General features: G+C 69.5%; 13 protein-coding genes and 4 pseudogenes. 8 read left to right on the top strand and 9 right to left on the bottom strand.

Annotated features, from left to right (window positions below; genetic code table 11):
• Nucleotides 1-18 precede the first annotated feature (18 nt).
• Both RLT59_RS22345 and RLT59_RS22340 read right to left on the bottom strand, forming a co-directional pair.
• Nucleotides 19-676: pseudogene (locus tag RLT59_RS22345) on the bottom strand (maleylpyruvate isomerase N-terminal domain-containing protein).
• Between the two features lie 303 nt (nt 677-979).
• Complete coding sequence (locus RLT59_RS22340) at nt 980-2,035, bottom strand: C40 family peptidase (protein ID WP_311305035.1); 1,056 nt, start codon at nt 2,033-2,035, stop codon at nt 980-982.
• A gap of 434 nt (nt 2,036-2,469) precedes the next feature.
• Here RLT59_RS22340 and RLT59_RS22335 point away from each other — a divergent pair.
• From RLT59_RS22335 to RLT59_RS22320, 4 genes and pseudogenes are all read left to right on the top strand, one after another.
• Nucleotides 2,470-2,942: pseudogene (locus tag RLT59_RS22335) on the top strand (class I SAM-dependent methyltransferase); the annotation flags it as partial.
• Between the two features lie 285 nt (nt 2,943-3,227).
• Nucleotides 3,228-3,377 (top strand): chitin binding peritrophin-A domain-containing protein, encoded by a 150-nt coding sequence (locus RLT59_RS22330; RefSeq protein WP_311305034.1) that lies wholly within the window; start codon nt 3,228-3,230, stop codon nt 3,375-3,377.
• A 212-nt stretch (nt 3,378-3,589) separates the two neighbouring features.
• Nucleotides 3,590-5,092, top strand: a complete 1,503-nt coding sequence (locus RLT59_RS22325; protein WP_311307816.1) for an AMP-binding protein — start codon at nt 3,590-3,592, stop codon at nt 5,090-5,092.
• A 189-nt stretch (nt 5,093-5,281) separates the two neighbouring features.
• A complete protein-coding gene (locus RLT59_RS22320; protein ID WP_311305033.1) occupies nt 5,282-5,929 on the top strand; it encodes a DUF4232 domain-containing protein in 648 nt (215 codons plus the stop codon).
• A 6-nt stretch (nt 5,930-5,935) separates the two neighbouring features.
• Here RLT59_RS22320 and RLT59_RS22315 read toward each other — a convergent pair whose 3' ends face one another.
• A complete protein-coding gene (locus tag RLT59_RS22315; protein WP_311305032.1) occupies nt 5,936-6,781 on the bottom strand; it encodes an LLM class F420-dependent oxidoreductase in 846 nt (281 codons plus the stop codon).
• Between the two features lie 95 nt (nt 6,782-6,876).
• On the bottom strand, nt 6,877-7,518 hold the full coding sequence (locus RLT59_RS22310) for a DinB family protein (protein WP_311305031.1): 642 nt from the start codon (nt 7,516-7,518) through the stop codon (nt 6,877-6,879).
• Nucleotides 7,519-7,760: 242 nt separating this feature from the next.
• Between RLT59_RS22310 and RLT59_RS22305 the strand changes: the two genes are divergently transcribed.
• A complete protein-coding gene (locus RLT59_RS22305) occupies nt 7,761-9,272 on the top strand; it encodes a CehA/McbA family metallohydrolase (RefSeq protein ID WP_311307815.1) in 1,512 nt (503 codons plus the stop codon).
• Nucleotides 9,273-9,300: 28 nt separating this feature from the next.
• On the opposite strand, the gene RLT59_RS22300 is transcribed toward RLT59_RS22305, so the two are convergent.
• The 3 genes and pseudogenes from RLT59_RS22300 to RLT59_RS22290 form a co-directional block, all read right to left on the bottom strand.
• Complete coding sequence (locus tag RLT59_RS22300; RefSeq protein WP_311305030.1) at nt 9,301-9,831, bottom strand: hypothetical protein; 531 nt, start codon at nt 9,829-9,831, stop codon at nt 9,301-9,303.
• An 11-nt stretch (nt 9,832-9,842) separates the two neighbouring features.
• A complete protein-coding gene (locus RLT59_RS39405) occupies nt 9,843-10,340 on the bottom strand; it encodes an eCIS core domain-containing protein (protein ID WP_399125879.1) in 498 nt (165 codons plus the stop codon).
• A 246-nt stretch (nt 10,341-10,586) separates the two neighbouring features.
• Nucleotides 10,587-10,818 (bottom strand): annotated as a pseudogene (locus RLT59_RS22290) (LLM class flavin-dependent oxidoreductase); the annotation flags it as partial.
• 106 nt (nt 10,819-10,924) lie between these two features.
• Here RLT59_RS22290 and RLT59_RS22285 point away from each other — a divergent pair.
• The 3 genes from RLT59_RS22285 to RLT59_RS22275 are packed head-to-tail and all read left to right on the top strand — an operon-like array spanning nt 10,925 to nt 15,944.
• Complete coding sequence (locus tag RLT59_RS22285) at nt 10,925-11,302, top strand: WXG100 family type VII secretion target (protein WP_311305029.1); 378 nt, start codon at nt 10,925-10,927, stop codon at nt 11,300-11,302.
• On the top strand, nt 11,299-15,633 hold the full coding sequence (locus RLT59_RS22280; RefSeq protein WP_311305028.1) for an RHS repeat-associated core domain-containing protein: 4,335 nt from the start codon (nt 11,299-11,301) through the stop codon (nt 15,631-15,633). The genes RLT59_RS22285 and RLT59_RS22280 overlap by 4 nt, the downstream gene beginning before the upstream one ends.
• Nucleotides 15,630-15,944, top strand: coding sequence for a hypothetical protein (locus RLT59_RS22275; RefSeq protein WP_311305027.1), 315 nt, complete (start codon nt 15,630-15,632; stop codon nt 15,942-15,944). Before RLT59_RS22280 ends, RLT59_RS22275 begins: the two co-directional genes overlap by 4 nt.
• A 163-nt stretch (nt 15,945-16,107) precedes the next feature.
• On the opposite strand, the gene RLT59_RS22270 is transcribed toward RLT59_RS22275, so the two are convergent.
• Both RLT59_RS22270 and RLT59_RS22265 read right to left on the bottom strand, forming a co-directional pair.
• Complete coding sequence (locus tag RLT59_RS22270; RefSeq protein ID WP_311305026.1) at nt 16,108-17,469, bottom strand: MFS transporter; 1,362 nt, start codon at nt 17,467-17,469, stop codon at nt 16,108-16,110.
• Nucleotides 17,427-18,063: pseudogene (locus tag RLT59_RS22265) on the bottom strand (phosphotransferase family protein); the annotation flags it as partial. The pseudogene RLT59_RS22265 and the gene RLT59_RS22270, both read right to left, overlap by 43 nt.
• Nucleotides 18,064-18,067 lie beyond the last annotated feature (4 nt).

The following is an 18,067-nucleotide window of genomic DNA, read 5'->3' as shown; positions in this document are numbered from 1 at the left end:
TTACTCGTTACTCGTTACTCAGCCGAGGATCAGTGGCAACTTCGCGGCCAGGCTACCCAGTTCCGCCCGCTCCGACTCCGTCGGGGAACGCCGTCCGGTGCCGATGAGCAGTGCGTCCCTGTCGGAGAACGATGCCGGGAACGGCGTACCCGCGATCGCGATCAGCAGCTCGCGCGACCGGGCCAGGCCCTCGGGGGGCGGCGCCGGGGCCTCCGGCAGGTGGGCGATCAGGTCGAGGTGGTGCAGCGTGCTCTCCAGGACGTACACCGACAGGTAGTCGGCCAGGGTGAACACCTCGTCGCGGGTGCTCACCCTGAGGCCCGGGGGCGGCGAGGCCAGCGGCACGGCCCGTCGCGGAGTCGACGTCGTCGAGGTGGAACTTGAGCAGCCACGGCTCCTCGTACGCGGCGGCCAGCCGGACGGTCAGCGCGTCGAGCGGGTCCTCACCGGTCGGCGGCGCGTCCGCGACCTCCCAGTACGTCACCGCGTCCCGGGTGGGTTCGGTGGCGGCGGGGGTGGCGAGGGTGATCAGGATGTCCTGGGCGTCGATGACCAGGTGACACACCAGATCCCGCACGAGCCATCCGGTGCAGCCGGACGGCCGCGCGAAGTCCGCGTCGTCCAGTCCGGCCACCGCTGCGAGCAGTGCTGTCCAGGAGCGTGAGAAGTCGTCCACGACCGCAAGCTAACAGCGCCCGCCCTTCGGCGCGGCCGATTTCGCGCCCCGCCCGGATCCAGGTGCCCCAGGCCCCGGTTCCCCGGATCCGTGGGTGGGGTCAGCCGCTCGGGGCGTCGTCCACCTTGCCGCGAGGGCGGCCTTGCCCTGGCGGGCGACCTCATATCGGCGCGCCAAGCCACCACCGCGACTGTCCCGCGCCGGGCCGCTGCCGTGAACGCGCCCTGCCCGCCGGTGACCTGTAGTCACCGACGGGCAGGAGAAGTACTCACCGGGCACGGAAGCAGGCCCGTCAACGCGTGATCAGATGCGCACCGCGCCCACGATGGAACCGATGGTGCCCATCGACTCGTAGCGGACGAAGGCGCCCGGGTACGGGGCGTGGAGCACGCTGCCGCCGCCCGCGTAGAGCCCCACGTGCGAATTGCCGTTGAAGAAGACCAGGTCACCCGGCTTCAGCTGGCTCGTCGAGATGCGCGTGCCCTGGTTGATCTGGGTGAACGTGGTGCGGGTGATCTCGACACCGGCCTGGTGGTAGGCCCACTGGGTCAGCCCCGAGCAGTCGAAGGCACCGGGACCGGTGGCGCGTGCCTGGTACGGCATGCCGATCCGCGTCGCGGCGGCCTGGAGGGCGGCGCCGCCGACGTTGGACGCGGGTGCCTCGTTGCCGAGTTCGACGCGGTCACCGGAGCCTCGGCTGGCGCGCACCTTGTCACTGGCGGCGCTGCTGGCGCGGGCGTCGTCCTCGCGCATCTTCGCGCGCTCGGCGGCGGTGAGGGTGTTGAGCACCTTCTGGGCCTGGGCGAGCTTGCCCTGCTGCTGCTTCTTCTTCGAACCGAGTGTCTTGCGGACGTCGGCCAGGTCGCTCAGCTTGTCCTGGGCTTCCTTGCGCTCCTGCGCGAGGGTCCGCTGCTTGCCCTGGATCTTCGTCAGCGCCTCGGACTGCTTGGCCGTCAACTGGTCCAGCGCGGAAGCCTGGTCGAGGAAGCTGTCCGGGTCGGAGGCGAGGAAGAGCTGCACCGAGGGGTCGATGCCGCCCGAGCGGTACTGCGCGGCGGCGAGCGAACCCAGTCCGGTCCGAAGCGTGTTGAGCTCCTGCTGACCGCGGGCCACCTTGTCCTGCAGCGCGCCGACCTGCTTCTCCAGCTTCTCCTGCTTCTCCTTGGCCGCGTTGTAGTGCTCGTTGGCGACCTCGGCCTCGTGGTAGAGCTTGTCGACCTCCGCCTTGACCTCGCTCTTGGTCGGCTTCGGGTCGGCGTGAGCGGCCTGGGAGGTCAGGGCCACGGCCGCAGCGGCGGTCGCGGTGAGCACGGTCACACGGGCACGGCTCGGGTTCTTGGGACGACGGTGGGACGCCACGAAGGCGAGCTCCTTCTTCCTGGAGCCGCCTACCGGGCCATGGGGGGACGCGAAGCCCCGGCTCCGCACACGTCACGGAATCGGCGGTTCCTTCGCTGGCACCCCGGATGGGTGACCAACCGTGCGAAGGTTCGAGGGCCAACCATAGTGACCATCTCGTAATCAGTTCAATCGAAGCAGGTGGAATCTCTCCACAAGGGGTACTTATTTTGGTCACACCGCACAACGCGTAGCCGCGAACTGACGGCGCGTACCGTAACTTCGGGCAAGTCCCCACAAGGGCCACCAGGCATGCGGAATGCCGCATTCCATCCGCCTGCCACTTCCTCCGTTTCCCCTTCCGCTTGTTCTTCCGCTTCCGGCGGCGGGACGGTTGGGAACGCCCTAGGGCCTGTCTTTCAAACTGCCGTCTGCCGCGCGACGCCATGCACGCACTCTCGCCGCACCTGCGGGGCCTGGGACTGGACGCGTTCGGGATCGACCTGTCGCCGGTGATGGTCGGACTCGCCCGCGAGGCGTACCCGGAACTGCGGTTCGAGGTCGGCTCGATGGACGCGCTGGACCTGGCTGACGGCGAGCTGGGCGGCATCGTGTCCTGGTATTCGGTCATCCATACCCCGCCGAAGGAACTCCCCCCTGCTTCGACGAGTTCCGCCGGGTACTGCCCCCGGGCGGGGTCCTCCTGTTTGCCTTCTTCGAGGCCGGGGACGGGCCGGTGGAGGCGTTCGACCACAAGGTGACGACGGCCTACCGGTGGCCCGTCGACGAACTCGCCGGGCTGGCGCGCGAGGCCGGGTTCGTCGAGATCGGCCGGATGCTGCGCGAGCCCCCCGAAGCCGAGCGGTTCCGCCGGGGACACCTGCTGATGCGCGCGGAACAAGAACAGCAAGAGCAGCAAGGAGAGTAGAGGGAACGAGAGGCCCCTGGGCAGCAGTGTCTCCCCGATGGGGAGGGGGACATCCGGGGCGTGACATTCGACGACAGAGCCTCTTTCACTCTCACGGGTGGACCTACGTGACCGGAGCGTGGTTGGCGGGTTGCTTTCGATATGAAACGAACTTTCCTGCTCGGTCTTGTTCTCGCCGCCGCGCTGACGCCCTCGGCCGCTCTTGCCGCGGATACTCCGCCCCGTGGTGTCGCCGGGACGGCGGTGCCCGTCTGTCCTCCCGTGACCAACCCTAAGGCGCGTCCTGTGATCTTCCCCGACGCCGAGGACCCGGCGGTCTTCTACATCTGCACCAACGAGATTCCGCACCGATTCGCGTGCCCGGAGCACACGCTGTTCGTGGCGGCCGAAGAGGTGTGCGACTGGGAGTGGAAAGTCAGGGGTGAGGACAAATGAGCCTGCCCCTTTCCCGCGCCGCGTCGCCGGTGTCGTCGCGTGGGGTGACCATGTCTGCCGCTGAAGGGGGTCCCGTGTCCGGAGAAGCCTTCCCGTCCGAGGCATGCCCTGCCGCCGTGTCCCCCAAGGCCTCCGCCGCTGCCTCCCCGGCCGCGGCGGTGGTCCCGGGGCCCGCACGGCCGCGCACTCTCGTTGAAGACATCCTGGAGACGATGCGGTCCGTTCCGGGCCGGGAGCTCGTCAGGTGCGGCGAGCGGCGGCTGTCGGCCGGGCAGTTCCGTGCGTTGGTGCACCGCATGGCCCACGCCCTGGCGGCCCTGGGCATCGAGCGAGGCGCGACCGTGACCCTGCTGAGCGGGAATCTGCCGGAGACGCTCGCGGCCCGGTACGCGGCCAACCTCGCAGGGTGCAAGGTCAACCACCTCTACAGCAGGATCTCGGCCGACCTGCAGGCGGCGATCGTGCGGGACGTCGAGACCCAGGTGCTGGTCGTGGACCCGCGGCTCATCGGCCGTGCCGCACAGATCACCGAGACCGTGCCGGTGGAGCACGTGCTCGTGCTGGGAGATCCCGGCCACGGGCCTGGGCGGAACCTGCTGGCGCTGGCCGCCGAGCAGAGCGGGGAACCGTTTACCGCACGGTGCCGGCTGGACGACATCTGCGTCATCCGGCACACCGGGGGCACGACGGGGCGCCCCAAGGGCATCGTCTCCGCCTTCGACTCGGCCGGACGGATCAGCCAGGTGATGACCCCTAGGCAGCGGGGCGGGGGCGGGGCGCCGCGGCAGCTCGTGTGCACGACCCTTGCCCATGCCGGGGGCATGATGGCCGACGGCGTTCTCCGTGCGGGCGGGAGCGTAGTGCTGCAGGACGACTTCGACGCGGGCGAGGTGCTCGCCGCCATCGAACGCGAACGCATCACCTGCCTGTTCCTGCTGCCGCCGCTGCTCTACCGGCTCCTGGACCACCCCGATGTCCACCACCGCGACCTCAGCAGCCTGACGACGGTGATCTACAGCGGCTGCCAATCCTCCCCTGCCCGGCTCGCGGACGCCGTCCGGCGTCTGGGACCGGTGTTGGTGCAGGTCTACGCCCAGAACGAGACCGGCGGGATCAGCGTTCTGCCCGCGCAGGACCACGACCTCGCGCGCCCGGAGCGGATGCGTACGGCAGGCCGCGTGCTGCCGGGAGTGGACGTCGCCGTACGCGACGCGGATGGCCGGGACCTGCCGCCCGGGGAGCTGGGCGAGATCTGCGTCCGTTCCCCGGGCGTCATGCGCGGCTACTGGAAGCAGCCCGAGCTGACGGCCGAGGTCCTGCGGGAGGGGTGGCTGCACACCGGTGACCTCGGCCGCCTCGACGAGAAGGGCTACCTCACCGTCGTCGACCGGCTCAAGGACATGATCGTGGTGGTCGGCGGACACGTCTACACCACCGAACTGGAAGACCTCCTCAACTCCCACCCGGCAGTACTGCAGAGCGCCGTCTACGGCGTTCGGGACGCCGACCGCATGGAGCGGGTGCACGCCACCGTGGTTCCCGCGCCGGGCACCGCGGTGCAGACCGGGGAGCTACGGGCCATGGTGCGCGCACAGCGCGGCCCCATGTACGAACCGGCCCGCATCGACTTCGTGGACGCGCTGCCCCTCACGGATGCGGGGAAACCCGACAAGAAGCTGCTCCAGAGGCTGGCACCGGAAGGCAGCAGCTCCTGACCCGCCTCCCCCGGCAGGGGCGGCCTCCCCGCAGCCGCAGCACGTGCGCTGTCACGGACGGCAGCACGACGACCGGCGGGTCCGGACGGGCTGTGACAGAACGAAGACGCCGTCGCAGACCGTCTGCAACTCGGTGCGCGATACGGATATTTACGGCCCCACGCACCGCCTCGCTTCTGGGGGAACACCGTGAAGTACACCCGCATCGCAGCTATCGCCGCCGTCGGGCTCGCCGCCACCCTCTCGCTCACCGCCTGTGGCAATGACGGCTCCGGAAAGACCTCGGTTGCCAAGGGCTCCTCCTCGGACTCCTCCGGCGACAGCTCGGAGTCGAGGGGCGGCTCGCAGGAAAGCAACGCGAAGCCGGACTCCGGCGGGAGCGTCGAGACCCACTCCGACGCCGCGAGCGACGCGTCGGGGACCGGCGGCAAGACCCCGTTCTGCAAGACCGAGGACCTGGGCATCGATGCCGTGAACGCCGCGCCCGACGAGACCTCCGGCAGGATCAACGTCACCATGATCAACCGGGGCCCGGCCACCTGCTCCGCGACGGGCTTCCCGGGCGTCGACATCAAGGACGTCGACCACACGTCGAGCCCCGTCGAGCGCGGCCACGCCGAGCCGCGCATCACCATCCTGAAGCCCGGCGACGCCGCTGTCTTCGACATCGCCTACGACATCGACAACAGCGACGACAGCCTCACCAACCCCACCGACATCCTGGTGACGCCCCCGAACGAGACCCACACCATCGACCTGAAGTGGCCCGAGGGCGCGGGCAAGGTCAAGGGCTCCTACGTCGGCGTGCAGGTCTTCCCCACGCACACGACCAAGTAGCCGTCCCTAGAGGAAATCGGCGTACGCGTCCAGCGTCCGCAGCACTTCCGCCTCGCCCGCCGGGGGAAGTTGGAGCACGACCTCCTCGATGCCCAGGTCCGCGTAGTGCGCCAGCTTGCCCGCGTCGGGCAGGACCGCGTACGGGACCACCCGCAGGTCCTTCGGGTCGCGGCCCGCCGACTCCCAGGCGGTACGGAGCCGGGGCATCGACTCCGTGAGGCCCCCGCCACCGATCGGCATCCAGCCGTCCGCGTACTCCGCGATGCTCGCGAACAGCTTCGGTCCGGCCGCACCGCCGAGCAGGGTGCGTGGTCCGACCACCGGGCCCCGGGGCTGCTGGAACGGCTTCGGGTACGCGTAGCTGGCCTGGACGGAGCCGAACTCGCCCTCGTACGCAGTCGGTTCCGCAGACCAGAGCGCGCGCATCAGGGCCATGCGGTCACGGCCGAGGTCGCGGCGGGTGCGCCAGTCCACTCCGTGATCGGCCGCCTCCTCGACGTTCCAGCCGAAGCCGAGCCCCAGGGTGAAGCGGCCGCCGGAGAGATGGTCGAGGGTGGCGATCTGCTTGGCCAGGTCGATCGGGTCGTGCTGGGCGATCAGGGTGATGCCGGTGCCGAGCGTCAGCCGTTCGGTGACGGCGGCGGCCTGCCCGAGCGCCACGAAGGCGTCCAGGGTGCGGCCGTACTCGGGCGGCAGCTCGCCGCCCTGCGGGTACGGGGTCTTCCTGCTCACCGGGATGTGGGTGTGCTCCGGGAGGTACAGCCCGGCGAAACCGCGCTGTTCGAGCTGGCGCGCGAGCCGTACCGGTGTGATCGTCTCGTCGGTGAGGAAGATCGTTGTGCCGATCCGCATGCGAGGACACCTCCGTCGTCGTCGAGTGACGGCCCAAAGGTATGCCGTCCGGTCCGCGAAACCGAGCCTTCGGCACACACGGAGAACGCCTGCCCCTACCCGGTGCGCTGCGGCCGGTACCGGTAGAGGTCGCGGAGCAGGGCGATCTCGGCCCCGTGGTGCAGAACTTCCTGGTTCACCCACCAGATGACGTCGACGAACGGCTCCTCCGGGTCGCTGCCGTGCGGGTACGTGCAGTGGCCGACCCGGTCGAGCGTGGCGTCGTCGGCGGCGAGCAGGGCCTCGCGCCAGGCCCCTGCGGCGGCCGAGAAGCCCGCGATCGCCCCGGCGGCGTCGGGGCGAGCCCGGTAGTCGCCCTTGGTGAGGATGCGGGTGCCGTTGGTGTGGTCGGCGCGGACGGCCAGCATCTCCGCGAGGTGGGTCAGCCGCCAGGCGATCGTGGTGAAGGGCGGCGGCACGGGGTGCGGCTGGTCCGCCGAGTCCCGGCCCCAGTCGCCCGCCCCGACCAGCTGGGTGGCGCGCGCCCCCGGCCCGTCCGCCCGGCGGCGGACCGACCAGCAGTCGGGGAACGGCTCCCAGAGGTACTCCGCGTCGGTCATCGGGGCGGCCGCCACTTCCACCCCGTTGCCGCTGTCCACCACGGGGCCGCCGATGCGGCCGAGCAGGCGTTCGCAGCCGAAGTCGAACTGGTCCAGGAGCGGCACCAGGCGGACGGGTACGGCGAGCCGGCTGCTCATCACTCTTCTCCTTCATCCCCGCGAGGCCTGCGGGTACCGGCGCGGTGGACAGCCACCGTACCGAGCGGGTGGTGAGGCCGGGCGCGGTGGACCGGTCCGGACCGACCCCGGTCCGCCCCCTCCCCGAACTCACCGCGTTCATCAGCCATTCACCGCTCTCCAGCACGGTGTACCGGTACGCAGACCTCGTCTCGTCCACCACCTCCCGGGGAGCGCCCATGCCCGAACCGACTCCGGTACCGATGACCGCACCACATCCCACGGACCGCCCGATCGCCAGGCGTGGCCTTCTCGTCGGGACGGCCGCCACCGCCCTGACGTTGGGGACCGTGAGCTTCGCCGCCGCCGACGAGGGCGGCACCCGGTCCAGCACCGTGCGCGGCGTCCTGCCGCCCGGGGCCCCCGACTACGTGTACCTGCCGGTCGACGTCCCGCGCGGGGTCGCGGAGATCGCCGTCTCCTACACGTACGAGAAGACGCCCGTCCCGGCCGGGACGCAGGGCAACGCCCTGGACATCGGCGTCTTCGACGAGCGCGGTACGGAGCTGGGCGGGCCCGGGTTCCGGGGGTGGTCCGGCGGGGCGCGCTCCAGCTTCTTCATCCGGGGCGACGAGGCGACCCCCGGCTATCTCGCGGGGCCCGTGCGGGCCGGGACCTGGCACATCGCCCTCGGCCCGTACACCGTCGCCCCCGAGGGGCTGCCGTACGAGGTGACGGTCACCCTGCGTTCCGGGCCCACGGCGCCCACGCCGCGCCCCGGGTATCCGCCGCAGCGCGCGAAGGGGCGTGGGCGGGCCTGGTACCGGGGGGACTGCCACCTGCACTCCGTGCACTCGGACGGTGGGCGGACCCCGGACCGGATCGCCGCCGGGGCCCGCGCCGCCGGGCTCGACTTCATCAACAGCAGCGACCACAACACCACGTCCGCGCACGGCGCCTGGGGCGGGCTGTGGGGTGACGATCTGCTCGTCCTGACGGGAGAGGAGGTCACCACCCGCAACGGCCATGTGCTCGCGCCGGCCACCGAACCCGGCACGTTCATCGACTGGCGCTACCGGGCCAGGGACAACCGCTTCGGCCGCTACGCGAAGGCCGTCCGCCGGGCCGGTGGTCTGGTCGTGCCCGCCCATCCGCACGCCACCTGCATCGGCTGCCACTGGAAGTTCGGCCTCGGCGAGGCGGACGCGGTGGAGGTCTGGAACGGGGCCTACACCCCGGAGGACGAGATCGCCCTGGCCGAGTGGGACAACTCCCTGGTGGCGGCGGCCCGTTCGTCCACGCCATGGGTTCCGGCGATGGGCAACAGCGACGCACACCGGGAGCCGGACCGGATCGGGCTCCCGCAGACCGTCGTCCTGGCGGAGGAGCTGTCCCGCGAGGCGATCGTGGCGGGCATCCGGGCCGGGCGCTCCTACATCGCGGAGTCGTCCGCCGTCAGCCTCTCCTTCGGCGTCTCGGACGGGCGCGGGCACCACGCCGGGATCGGTGAGCGGCTGCGGGCCCCGGGGGACGACACCCCGGTCACCGTACGGCTGGAGGTCAGCGGCGTCCCGGACTGCACCGCGCACTTCGTCACCGACCAGGGCACGCTGTTCACCTCGACGCTCCCGAAGTCGGGTACGGGGACGGCCCAGTGGCGTACGACGCCCGCGAACGCCGCCTACGGGCGGGCCGAGGTCCGGCATCCGGCGACGGTAGCGGGGCTGCCCGGAGCGTTGGCGGCGCTGACCAATCCGGTGTTCCTGGAGGGCTGAGGCGGGGCCGTCCCCCGTGTCCCCCGGGTCAGGTCGTGCTCTCCTGCACCTTGGACCACGCCGCCTTCGGGGTGTACACGGTGTTCCTCGGCTTGGCCGCCGCCGCGGGCGTCCGCAGGTCCGAGCTGTCCCAGGTGGACCGGGCGGTGTACCGGACCGGCCCGGCCGCCGGGGTCAGGCCGAGGGCGGTCAGGTCCGACTGCGGATCGGTGGTGCGGCTGTACAGGCCTCCCGCCGAGACGGCCCCGCCGCGCTGGAACCCCATGGCCGCCGGAGCCTGGTTCGTGGCGAAGAAGTACGCCTCACCGCCGATCGTGAAGGCTCCCCGGGTGGTGTTGTGGATCTGTCCCGCGTTCTGGATCAGCGAGGTCATGCCGAAGGTGTCGTCACCCTGGTCGCTGATCGTGCCGTCCGCGTTGACCACCCACAGCTCCCAGTACTGGAGCTCGCTCCCGTTGGCCGTCCCGCCGGAGGCCGACACATAGGCGTCCAGTCCGGGGCCGTCGATCGGGGCCCAGCCCTGGCCGGTGTGACGCTCCACCGCGAACTGCCTGGTCACATGCTGGATGATCACCCCTTGCTGCGGGTTGGCGATCGCCCAGTCCCGCCTCCGGGAGAAGTTGCCGCAGAGCCCTTCCTCGTCCTGACCGGACTTGACCGCACCGAGGACCGGTGCGGGCCCGCCGGTGGCCCCGGGGCCCGCTGCACGGCGTGGTCGTGTGCGGCGGTCGCGGTGCTGCGCTGCACCCCGGCCTCGGCGTCGTCGTGCGCGTGCGGTGCGGCCATGACGCGGTGCGCGTCGGCCTCCGCCGCCCGCTCGAAGCGGTCGGAGGGGTCCGAGACCTTCAGCCCGGTCCCGTTGTCCGTGCCCGCCACCGGGCCCGAGCGCTGCTGGACCACATGGGTCAGTTCGTGGGCGAGGGTGTGCGCGTCGGTCGTCGCGCCGCCCAGGACGATGTGGCTGCCGGACGTGTACGCGCGGGCGCCGATCTCGGCGGCGGAGCGCTGGGCGGTGGCGTCCGTGTGCAGCCGGACATCGGAGAAGTCCGTACCGAACCTGGCCTCCATGTCCTCGCGCACCGGCCGGTCGAGCGGACGGCCCGTCGTGCCCAGTGCCTCCAGCCATCGGTCCCTGCCATTGATACCGCGTCACGCCCGACCGGCCAAGGGACCCCCGGGGTGGTCACGGGGCACCACCACTGCCCTCCTCGGACACCGCCCGCCCGGCCGACCGCCCGCCTGGCCGCCGCTATTCCGGCACGGCCCGCGCGACCGGCGCGGCGGTCCGCGCGCGGTCCGGGGCGGGTGGGGCGAGGTGAAGCGGCCGCCGAGAGGGGGTCGAGGGTGGCGATCTGCCTGGCCAGGTCGATCGGGTCGTGCTGGGCGATCAGGATGACGCCGGCACCAAGCGTCAGCCGTTCGGTGACGGCGGCGGCCTACTCACCGGCATATGGATGTGCTCCGAGACGTACAGCCCGGCGAACCCGCACTGTTCGAGCTGGCGCGCGAGCCATACCAGCGTGATCGTCTCGACTGATGCGACCACCGACCCCGGAACGGTTCATTGCCCTTGCGTGAGATCTTCATGACTCGCTCTTGAACTCGACGCCCTACGGTAGCTGCCCTACGCGCATACGACGGGGGGGGTCCGCATGGGTGGCGGAAATGGGGGCGACAAGGTCCCCACGACGGTTCTGCGCATCAGTACAGCGGACATCAAGAGCGCCGCGCCGGTGTTCAAGGAGCAGGCCAAGAACCTCAGTGCGGCGCTGACCACGCTGGTCACGACGCTTGACGGGCTGGGCAAGCCGTGGGGTGACGATGAGCAGGGCCAGGCGTTCGAGGACGTCTACACGCCCCAGCAGAAGAAGATCGAGAGCGCGGCGGGAGTCCTCGTGCTGGGACTCACCAGCATCCACGAGGCGTTGGTCGACCTCTCCGACGGGCATGTCGACAACGAAGAACTGATCAAGGGCATGTTCACCAAGAAGAAGGTCCCGCACGGCGGCGACAGTGCGGGTGAGCGGTGAGCATTGAGGACAAGGCCAAGGGCATCCTGCTGAAGATGGGCCTGTGGTGGCCTGACGCCAACTCTGGGACACTGCGCAGCGCCGCGACAGCCTGGCGCACTTTCGCCGCCGCGGTCGACGACACCCGGAGCCCGGCGAACTCGACAGCACTCTCCCTCATTCACCACAACAAGGGTGAATCGATAGACGCGTTCGACACATTCTGGTCCCAGTATGCCGAGGGAAAGGACGCGGGCTGGCTCAGCGATCTCTCCGCCTCGGCGCGGGCCATGGCGAAGGCCCTGGAGAAGTTCGCTGACGCCGTCGACGACGCGATCCACAGACTCTGGGAGCACATCTGCATCGACGCAGCCGTGATCGGCGGTGGCGTTGCACTCGCCTTCATCACGGCCGGTCTCGCCTCGGGGGCGGCAGTCGCGGCGGCGGACGCCATCATCGAGCTAGGCGCCTCGCTCGGTGTCGCCGTGTCCACCACCATTGCCGAGATCGCGGCCGAGACACTGGTCGCTGCTGCTTTCGGCAGCATCGAGTCCGTGACGATCGACGCGGCGGTCGCCCAGCCTCTGAAGATGGCCGCCAGCCTACAGCATGGCTTCAGCCTGGACGAGGTCAACCAGGCAGCCCAGGACGGCATGCTCTACGGAGGCGTGCTCGGCGCAGGCAGCGGCGTGCTGAGGGCCGGGGTGTCGCAGAACCTGTCCAAAGCCGAGTTGCTCATGCGCCCGCCCTCGCTCCGCCCGGACCTGGTGAACATCGGCCCCGCTGCGCGCAACGCGGAGCGCACGCCATGCGTGGGTGAGCCCATCGATGTGGCCACCGGCGCGATGCTGATGACGGCCACGGACCTCACCCTGCCCGCCACGCTCCCGCTCGTCTTCCAGCGTACCCACCTGTCCTCCTACCGCGGCGGCGTTTGCTTCGGCCCCACCTGGACATCGACCCTGGACGAGTGTGCACAGATCGACGGCGAGGGCGTGGTGTTCGCCGCCGCCGACGGCATGCGCCTCGTCTACCCTGTCCCCGAACCCGATGTGCCGACCCTGCCGGTGACCGGCCCACGCTGGCCTCTCGAATGGGACGGCAAGCCCGACGGCAACATGACGGTCACCGACCCCCACACAGGCGTCGTCCGGACCTTCACCACCCCCCTGCCCTCCAGTTCCTTCGGCACCTTCCACCTGCCCGTCGACTCCTGGTCCGATCGCAACGGCAACCGCATCGACGTCGACCGCACCGACACCGGAACCCCGACGGGGCTGCGCCACTCGGGCGGCTACTACGTCGCCGTCGACACCGACGGCCCCCGCGTCACCGCTCTGCGGCTGCTCGACCAGGCCCCGGACGTCTACGCCCCGGACACCACCCGGGAGGGCGGCACCGTGGTGATGCGCTACGGCTACGACGAGGCGGGCCACCTCAGCAAGGTCATCAACTCCAGTGGCCTGCCGCTCACCTTCACCCACGACGACGCGGGCCGGATGACCAAGTGGACCGACCGTAACGGTTCCTGGTTCTCCTACACCTACGACGAACGCGGCCGTGTCACCCGCACCGATGGCATCGGCGGCATTCTCTCCGGCACCCTGGCCTACGACGACGCCGCATCCACCACCACCTACACAGACTCCCTCGGTCACACCACCACCCACCGTTACAACAGCGCCGGCCAAGTGGTCGAAGGGACCGACGCACTCGGCAACACCACCCGCACCACCTGGGACAAACGTGGCGACAAACCACTGACGACCACTGATCCGCTCGGCAACACCACCCGCTACACCTACGACGGCCTGGGGCGTCTCACCGAACTCACCCTGCCGGACGGCTCCGCGTCCCGAGCCCGCTACGAAGGTGATTCAACGCTCCCGGTCGAGGTCGCCGAAGCGGATGGTGCACGCTGGCTCCACGCCTACGACGAGCGCGGCAACCGGACAGTCACGACCGATCCGCTCGGCGCGGAGACCCGCATCGCCTACGACATGACCGGGCATCGGACGGCTATCACAAATCCCATGGGCGCCACCCGTCGCCACACAGTGAATGCGGCGGGGCTCGCTATTGCTGTGACGGATGAGTTGGGGAACACCACCACGCTGCGCCGTGATGGTTTCGGCCGCGTCGTCGAGTCCATCGATCCGCTCGGCCACATCACGCGAACGTCCTGGACCCTGGAAGGCAAGCCACTCCGGTGTGAATTGCCCGACGGAAATGAGCAGTCATGGAACTGGGACGCGGAGGGAAATCTCCTCGCCCACATCGACCCCTCCGGGAGATCCACCCAATACAGCCCCGGAGCCTTTGACATACTCGCGGCCCGGTCCGAAGCCGATGGGACAAGCTACGCCTTCTCCCATGACACCGAGCTGCGCCTGACCGGGGTGACAAACAGCCAGGGTCGAACCTGGACTTACACCTACGATGCCGCAGGCCGACTGACCGCTGAGACGGATTTCAACGGCCGCACCATCAGTTACACGTACGACGCAGCAGGACAGCTCGCATCGCGCACGAACGGCGCAGACGAAACGCTGCACTTCACCCGAGATGCGCAAGGCCGCATCACCGAGCAACGTGACAACGCCAACGAGCGCACGTCCTACGTATTTACGCCGGGCGGCAGACTCTCCGCTGCCAACAACACCGACTCCCGAGTCGAGTTCAGGTACGACGCTCTGGGTCGCGTCCTCACCGAGACCACGAACGGCCGCGCAACGTCGTACACCTACGATGCCGTCGGCCGTCGCACGTCGCGCACGACACCGTCAGGGCTCACTTCCCACTGGGCCTACGATCCGGCCGGCCGAGTGGAGCAGCTACAACACGGCGCAGGCGAAATCTCCTTCGGCTACGACGCAGCAGGCCGCGAAACCGAGCGGCGAATAGGTGACAGCACGTCGCTGTGCCACTCGTGGGACAGCAGAAGCCGCCTCACCGCCCAGTCACTCACCCGACGCTCCACCGTTTCCGAGCCTGAGACTCTCCTTCAGCATCGCACCTATGCGTACGGGGCCGCTGGGACGGTCGGTGAGATCCAAGATCTGACTTTCGGAACCCGCCATTTCGAACATGACGAACTCGGCCGCGTCTCCAGAGTGCGGGCACACGGTTGGTCCGAGGCCTATGTCTACGACGTGGCCGGCAACATCACACGCGCCGAGGCCCCGGAGCATGAGGCCGCAGGCGACCGCGAGACCGACGGCGTCCTGGTGCGCAGCGCGGGCCGGACCGCGTACGCCTACGACGGCCAAGGTCGCCTCATCCGAAAGACCCGGAGCCTACTCAACGGCCGGCGACAGGAGTGGCACTACCGCTGGAGCGGGGAGGACCGCCTAGTCGAGGTCATCACTCCACAGGGAGATTGCTGGCACTACGCATACGATCCCCTGGGCCGGCGAATATCCAAGTGCATTGCAAATCAAGATGGTTCAACAGGCGACCTTACGCTCTTCAGTTGGGACCATACTCGAATAGCAGAACAGATCACCCCCAGCGGAAGGGTGACCGCATGGGAATACGAGCCAGGAACACACCGCCCACTCACTCAAATTGAGCATCCACCGACACAGACCGCCGAGCCCTCCCTCTACGCACGATTCGTCGAAGGCGCCGACGCAGAGAATGCCATCCGATTCTACGCCATCATCACGGATTCGGTGGGGACCCCGGTAGAGCTCGTCGACCTCCGCGGCCGAATCTCCTGGAGCAGGCGCACAACACTGTGGGGCACTGCCGTCCCTGGTCCAGCAATACGTACCACCGGGACGGCAACAGAATGTCCGTTGCGCTTTCCCGGACAGTACGAAGACGAAGAGTCGGGTCTCCACTACAACCATTTCCGTTATTACGATCCAGAGACCGCCCGGTACATCTCCCCTGACCCACTGGGGATCGCGCCGGGGCCGAATCACTACAGTTACGTGAGAGATCCGCATCGGTGGATGGACCCCTCGGGCCTCACCCCCTGCATCCCCACGAACGAAGACGCCGTGCCGGGCGTGGTGTTCAGATCCCTGTCCGAGGGCGAGGACCCAGCCCTCGGCCTGGCGGCACGCTCTCCCGGGTCAACCGACGTCAGCCCGCTGTCTCACGTCGCCGGAAAGAGGCAGAGCCCGTGGATCTCCACGACGAAGCTCCCGGAAACGGCATTCGGTAAATACGGAGCGAAGCACGGCGTGGTCGCAATTGACTTGTCAAAGATCCCCGGCCGCGTCGAGGACGTCTCCGGCGGGTTCCCCGGTAAGGGTAGGATCGACGTCTACGCCAGGAAGGACCAAGAAGTCCTCGTCTACCAACACATACCACCTGAAGCAATCATTGGATACTGGCCATGAGGCATGACGACCCCGCAGCGCTCGAGTCCCTGGATCTGGCCTGGGACCCTGATGAAGGGATCCTCGGAAAGCTCCGATCTGCAATCTTCGATGCGGAGCTGGCTGCAAAATACGTCGCACTTCTGAACAGCATCGAGATCCCGGAGGGCGAACCACTGCATGCAGATTTTGTGCGACTCATCTGGTTTGCCCCCATCTTCACCGAATGGCAAATCGATGAGGTGGCCAAACAAGGTGCGGAGCGACAGGCCGTCGTCAACTTTGGCGATCAAGTACGCGAGCGCGTAATGGAACTTCTGGGGACTCCCTGATGTCCGCCGTGAAGCTGCTCCCGTCTACGCCGTAAAGCCGCCCCCGGGAATCAGGCGCTCAGTTCCGGATGTGGAGGACGATCAGGTGTGTGCCCGTATGAGTCCACATCAAGCCCCCGCCGGGTTCGAGCCGGCGGCGGTCACCTTCGGCTGCGACAGGGAGTTATCCCACCTTGCTGTCAGTCGCAGAGCACTCCAGGTCCGGGGCGGGTGGGGCGAGGGTGCGGAACCGCTGGGCGCAGGAGCGCCGTTGCGCCACCGCCAGTCCGGCGACCACCGTGCCGAGCACCAGCCACCCCGCCGGTCCGGCGGCCATCACCACGCCGGTCAGCAGCGGGGGCCCGGCGGACTTCTGGATGGACTGCGACATGCCCGCCACCCCGAGGTAGGCGGCCCGCGCCTCCGGGGGTGCCAGCAGGACGGCCAGCTCCCACGAGCTCACCGAGCGCATCAGCTCCGCCAGCGTGACCAGCACCGCCGCGCCGAGCAGGACCGCCGCGGCCGTCCAGGTACCGCACCGGACGGCCCCGGCCAGGAGTGCGCAGCACGCGAACATCAGGCCGCCGTACAGCAGCAGTGTCCGGACCGTCCGGCGCGGGCCCTCGGCCCCTCTGGAAACGGTCAGTTGGAGCACGACGACCAGCACGGTGTTGATGACCAGGAAGGCCGGTACGAGGGCGTGCGGCGCGGAGGTGCGGTTGACCAGCCACAGCGGCAGTCCGACGCCGAGGACGGAGTCGTCGAGGTTCATCGGGATGTCGAGCAGGACGAACCTGAGGTAACCGCGGTCGCGCCAGCGGCTCTTCGGCCGGGCGGAGGTGCGCCCCGCGGCGGACGCCGGCACCGCCTCTGGCCCCGCCGCCGACCGCGCCACCTCGACCGTCGCCTCCCGCAGCTCGCCGGTGCGCCACACCAGTACCGCCGCCACGACGAAGGACAGCGCGTTGCCGAGGATCAGTGCGCGGTAGGCGCCCGTGGTGCCCACGGCCAGCCTGACGGCCGCGATCCCGGCGCCGACTCCGTACCCCGCGTTGGCCGCGCTGCGCGACAACGCCCGGTACGCGGAGCGCCGTTCGCCCGCCGCGCGGGTGGCGAACAGCATCTCCAGCGTCTTGGCCGCCCTGTCCCCCAGGTAGGTCGCGGCGACGACGGGCAGCAGCGCCTCGAACCCCGGGCACAGCAGCACCAGGGTCAGGGTCACCGGTCGCAGCAGATGGCAGCCGATCAGCAGCGGACGCAGCGGGAAGCGCCCGGCCAGCCGTCCGGCCAGCGGTGAACCGGCGATGCCCGCCACCCCGGCCACGCCCAGCAGCACCCCGATCTGCTGGGCGCTGAGATGCGTCGCGAAGGTGAGGTAGAGAACCGAGGACGCGGCCCACAGTCCTGATCCGGTGCGGTCGACCGACAGGGCGAGCAGCATGATCCGGGCGTTACGGCCGCCCGGCGGGTTACGCAGCTGCGCCAGCAGCCCCGGCCCGCGTTTCGCCGCCCGTTCGGAAACTGGTCGCCAAGCTCCCAGCGCCACGCGGCGACCATAGCGAGGACGAGCTGCCGGCACTCGTCCAGCAGTCCGTGGTCGACGTTCGGGTAGTGCTCGCAGACCGCCTCGGGAACATGGGCGAGATCGAACTCGACAGGTCCTCGGCAGCACGTCTCAAGGTCGATGAACAACGGGCCGATCTCCGTGCTGAGCACATTGCCCGGATGCGGCTCGCCGTGGAGCAGCTGCTCGGCGGCGCCGCGTTCGTCGATCGCCCGTCGCAGACCCGCCAGCCTGCCGCTGAGGAACACGCGGTCTGCGGCAGCGAGCTCCGGAGAACGACCCGGGTCGGCGACAACGTCTTCCGCCTCCGTGATCCGGTCCGTGAACCTCGGGCTCAGGAACTCGACCTCGCGCATACCGGCGTACAACTGCCGCAGCGCTCGGGCGAATTCGACCGGCGAGGTGTGCGACCTCTTGCCCCACAGGGGCGCCCCGGGCGAAGACGTCGCACGGCGTCAACCGCAGTGCCGGCTTGTTCGAGTTGTGGAGAACGATCGCGTCCTTGGCCGGCAGGCCGAGCGACGCGGCGACCGAAGTAGCGGCAGCGACAGCACGCGTGACATCGGTCGTATCCACCCGT

The sequence above is a fragment of the Streptomyces sp. ITFR-6 genome (assembly GCF_031844725.1).
GTDB lineage: Bacteria > Actinomycetota > Actinomycetes > Streptomycetales > Streptomycetaceae > Streptomyces.
Note: the sequence above shows the minus strand (reverse complement) of the source record. Positions and strands in the feature narration are given on the sequence as shown.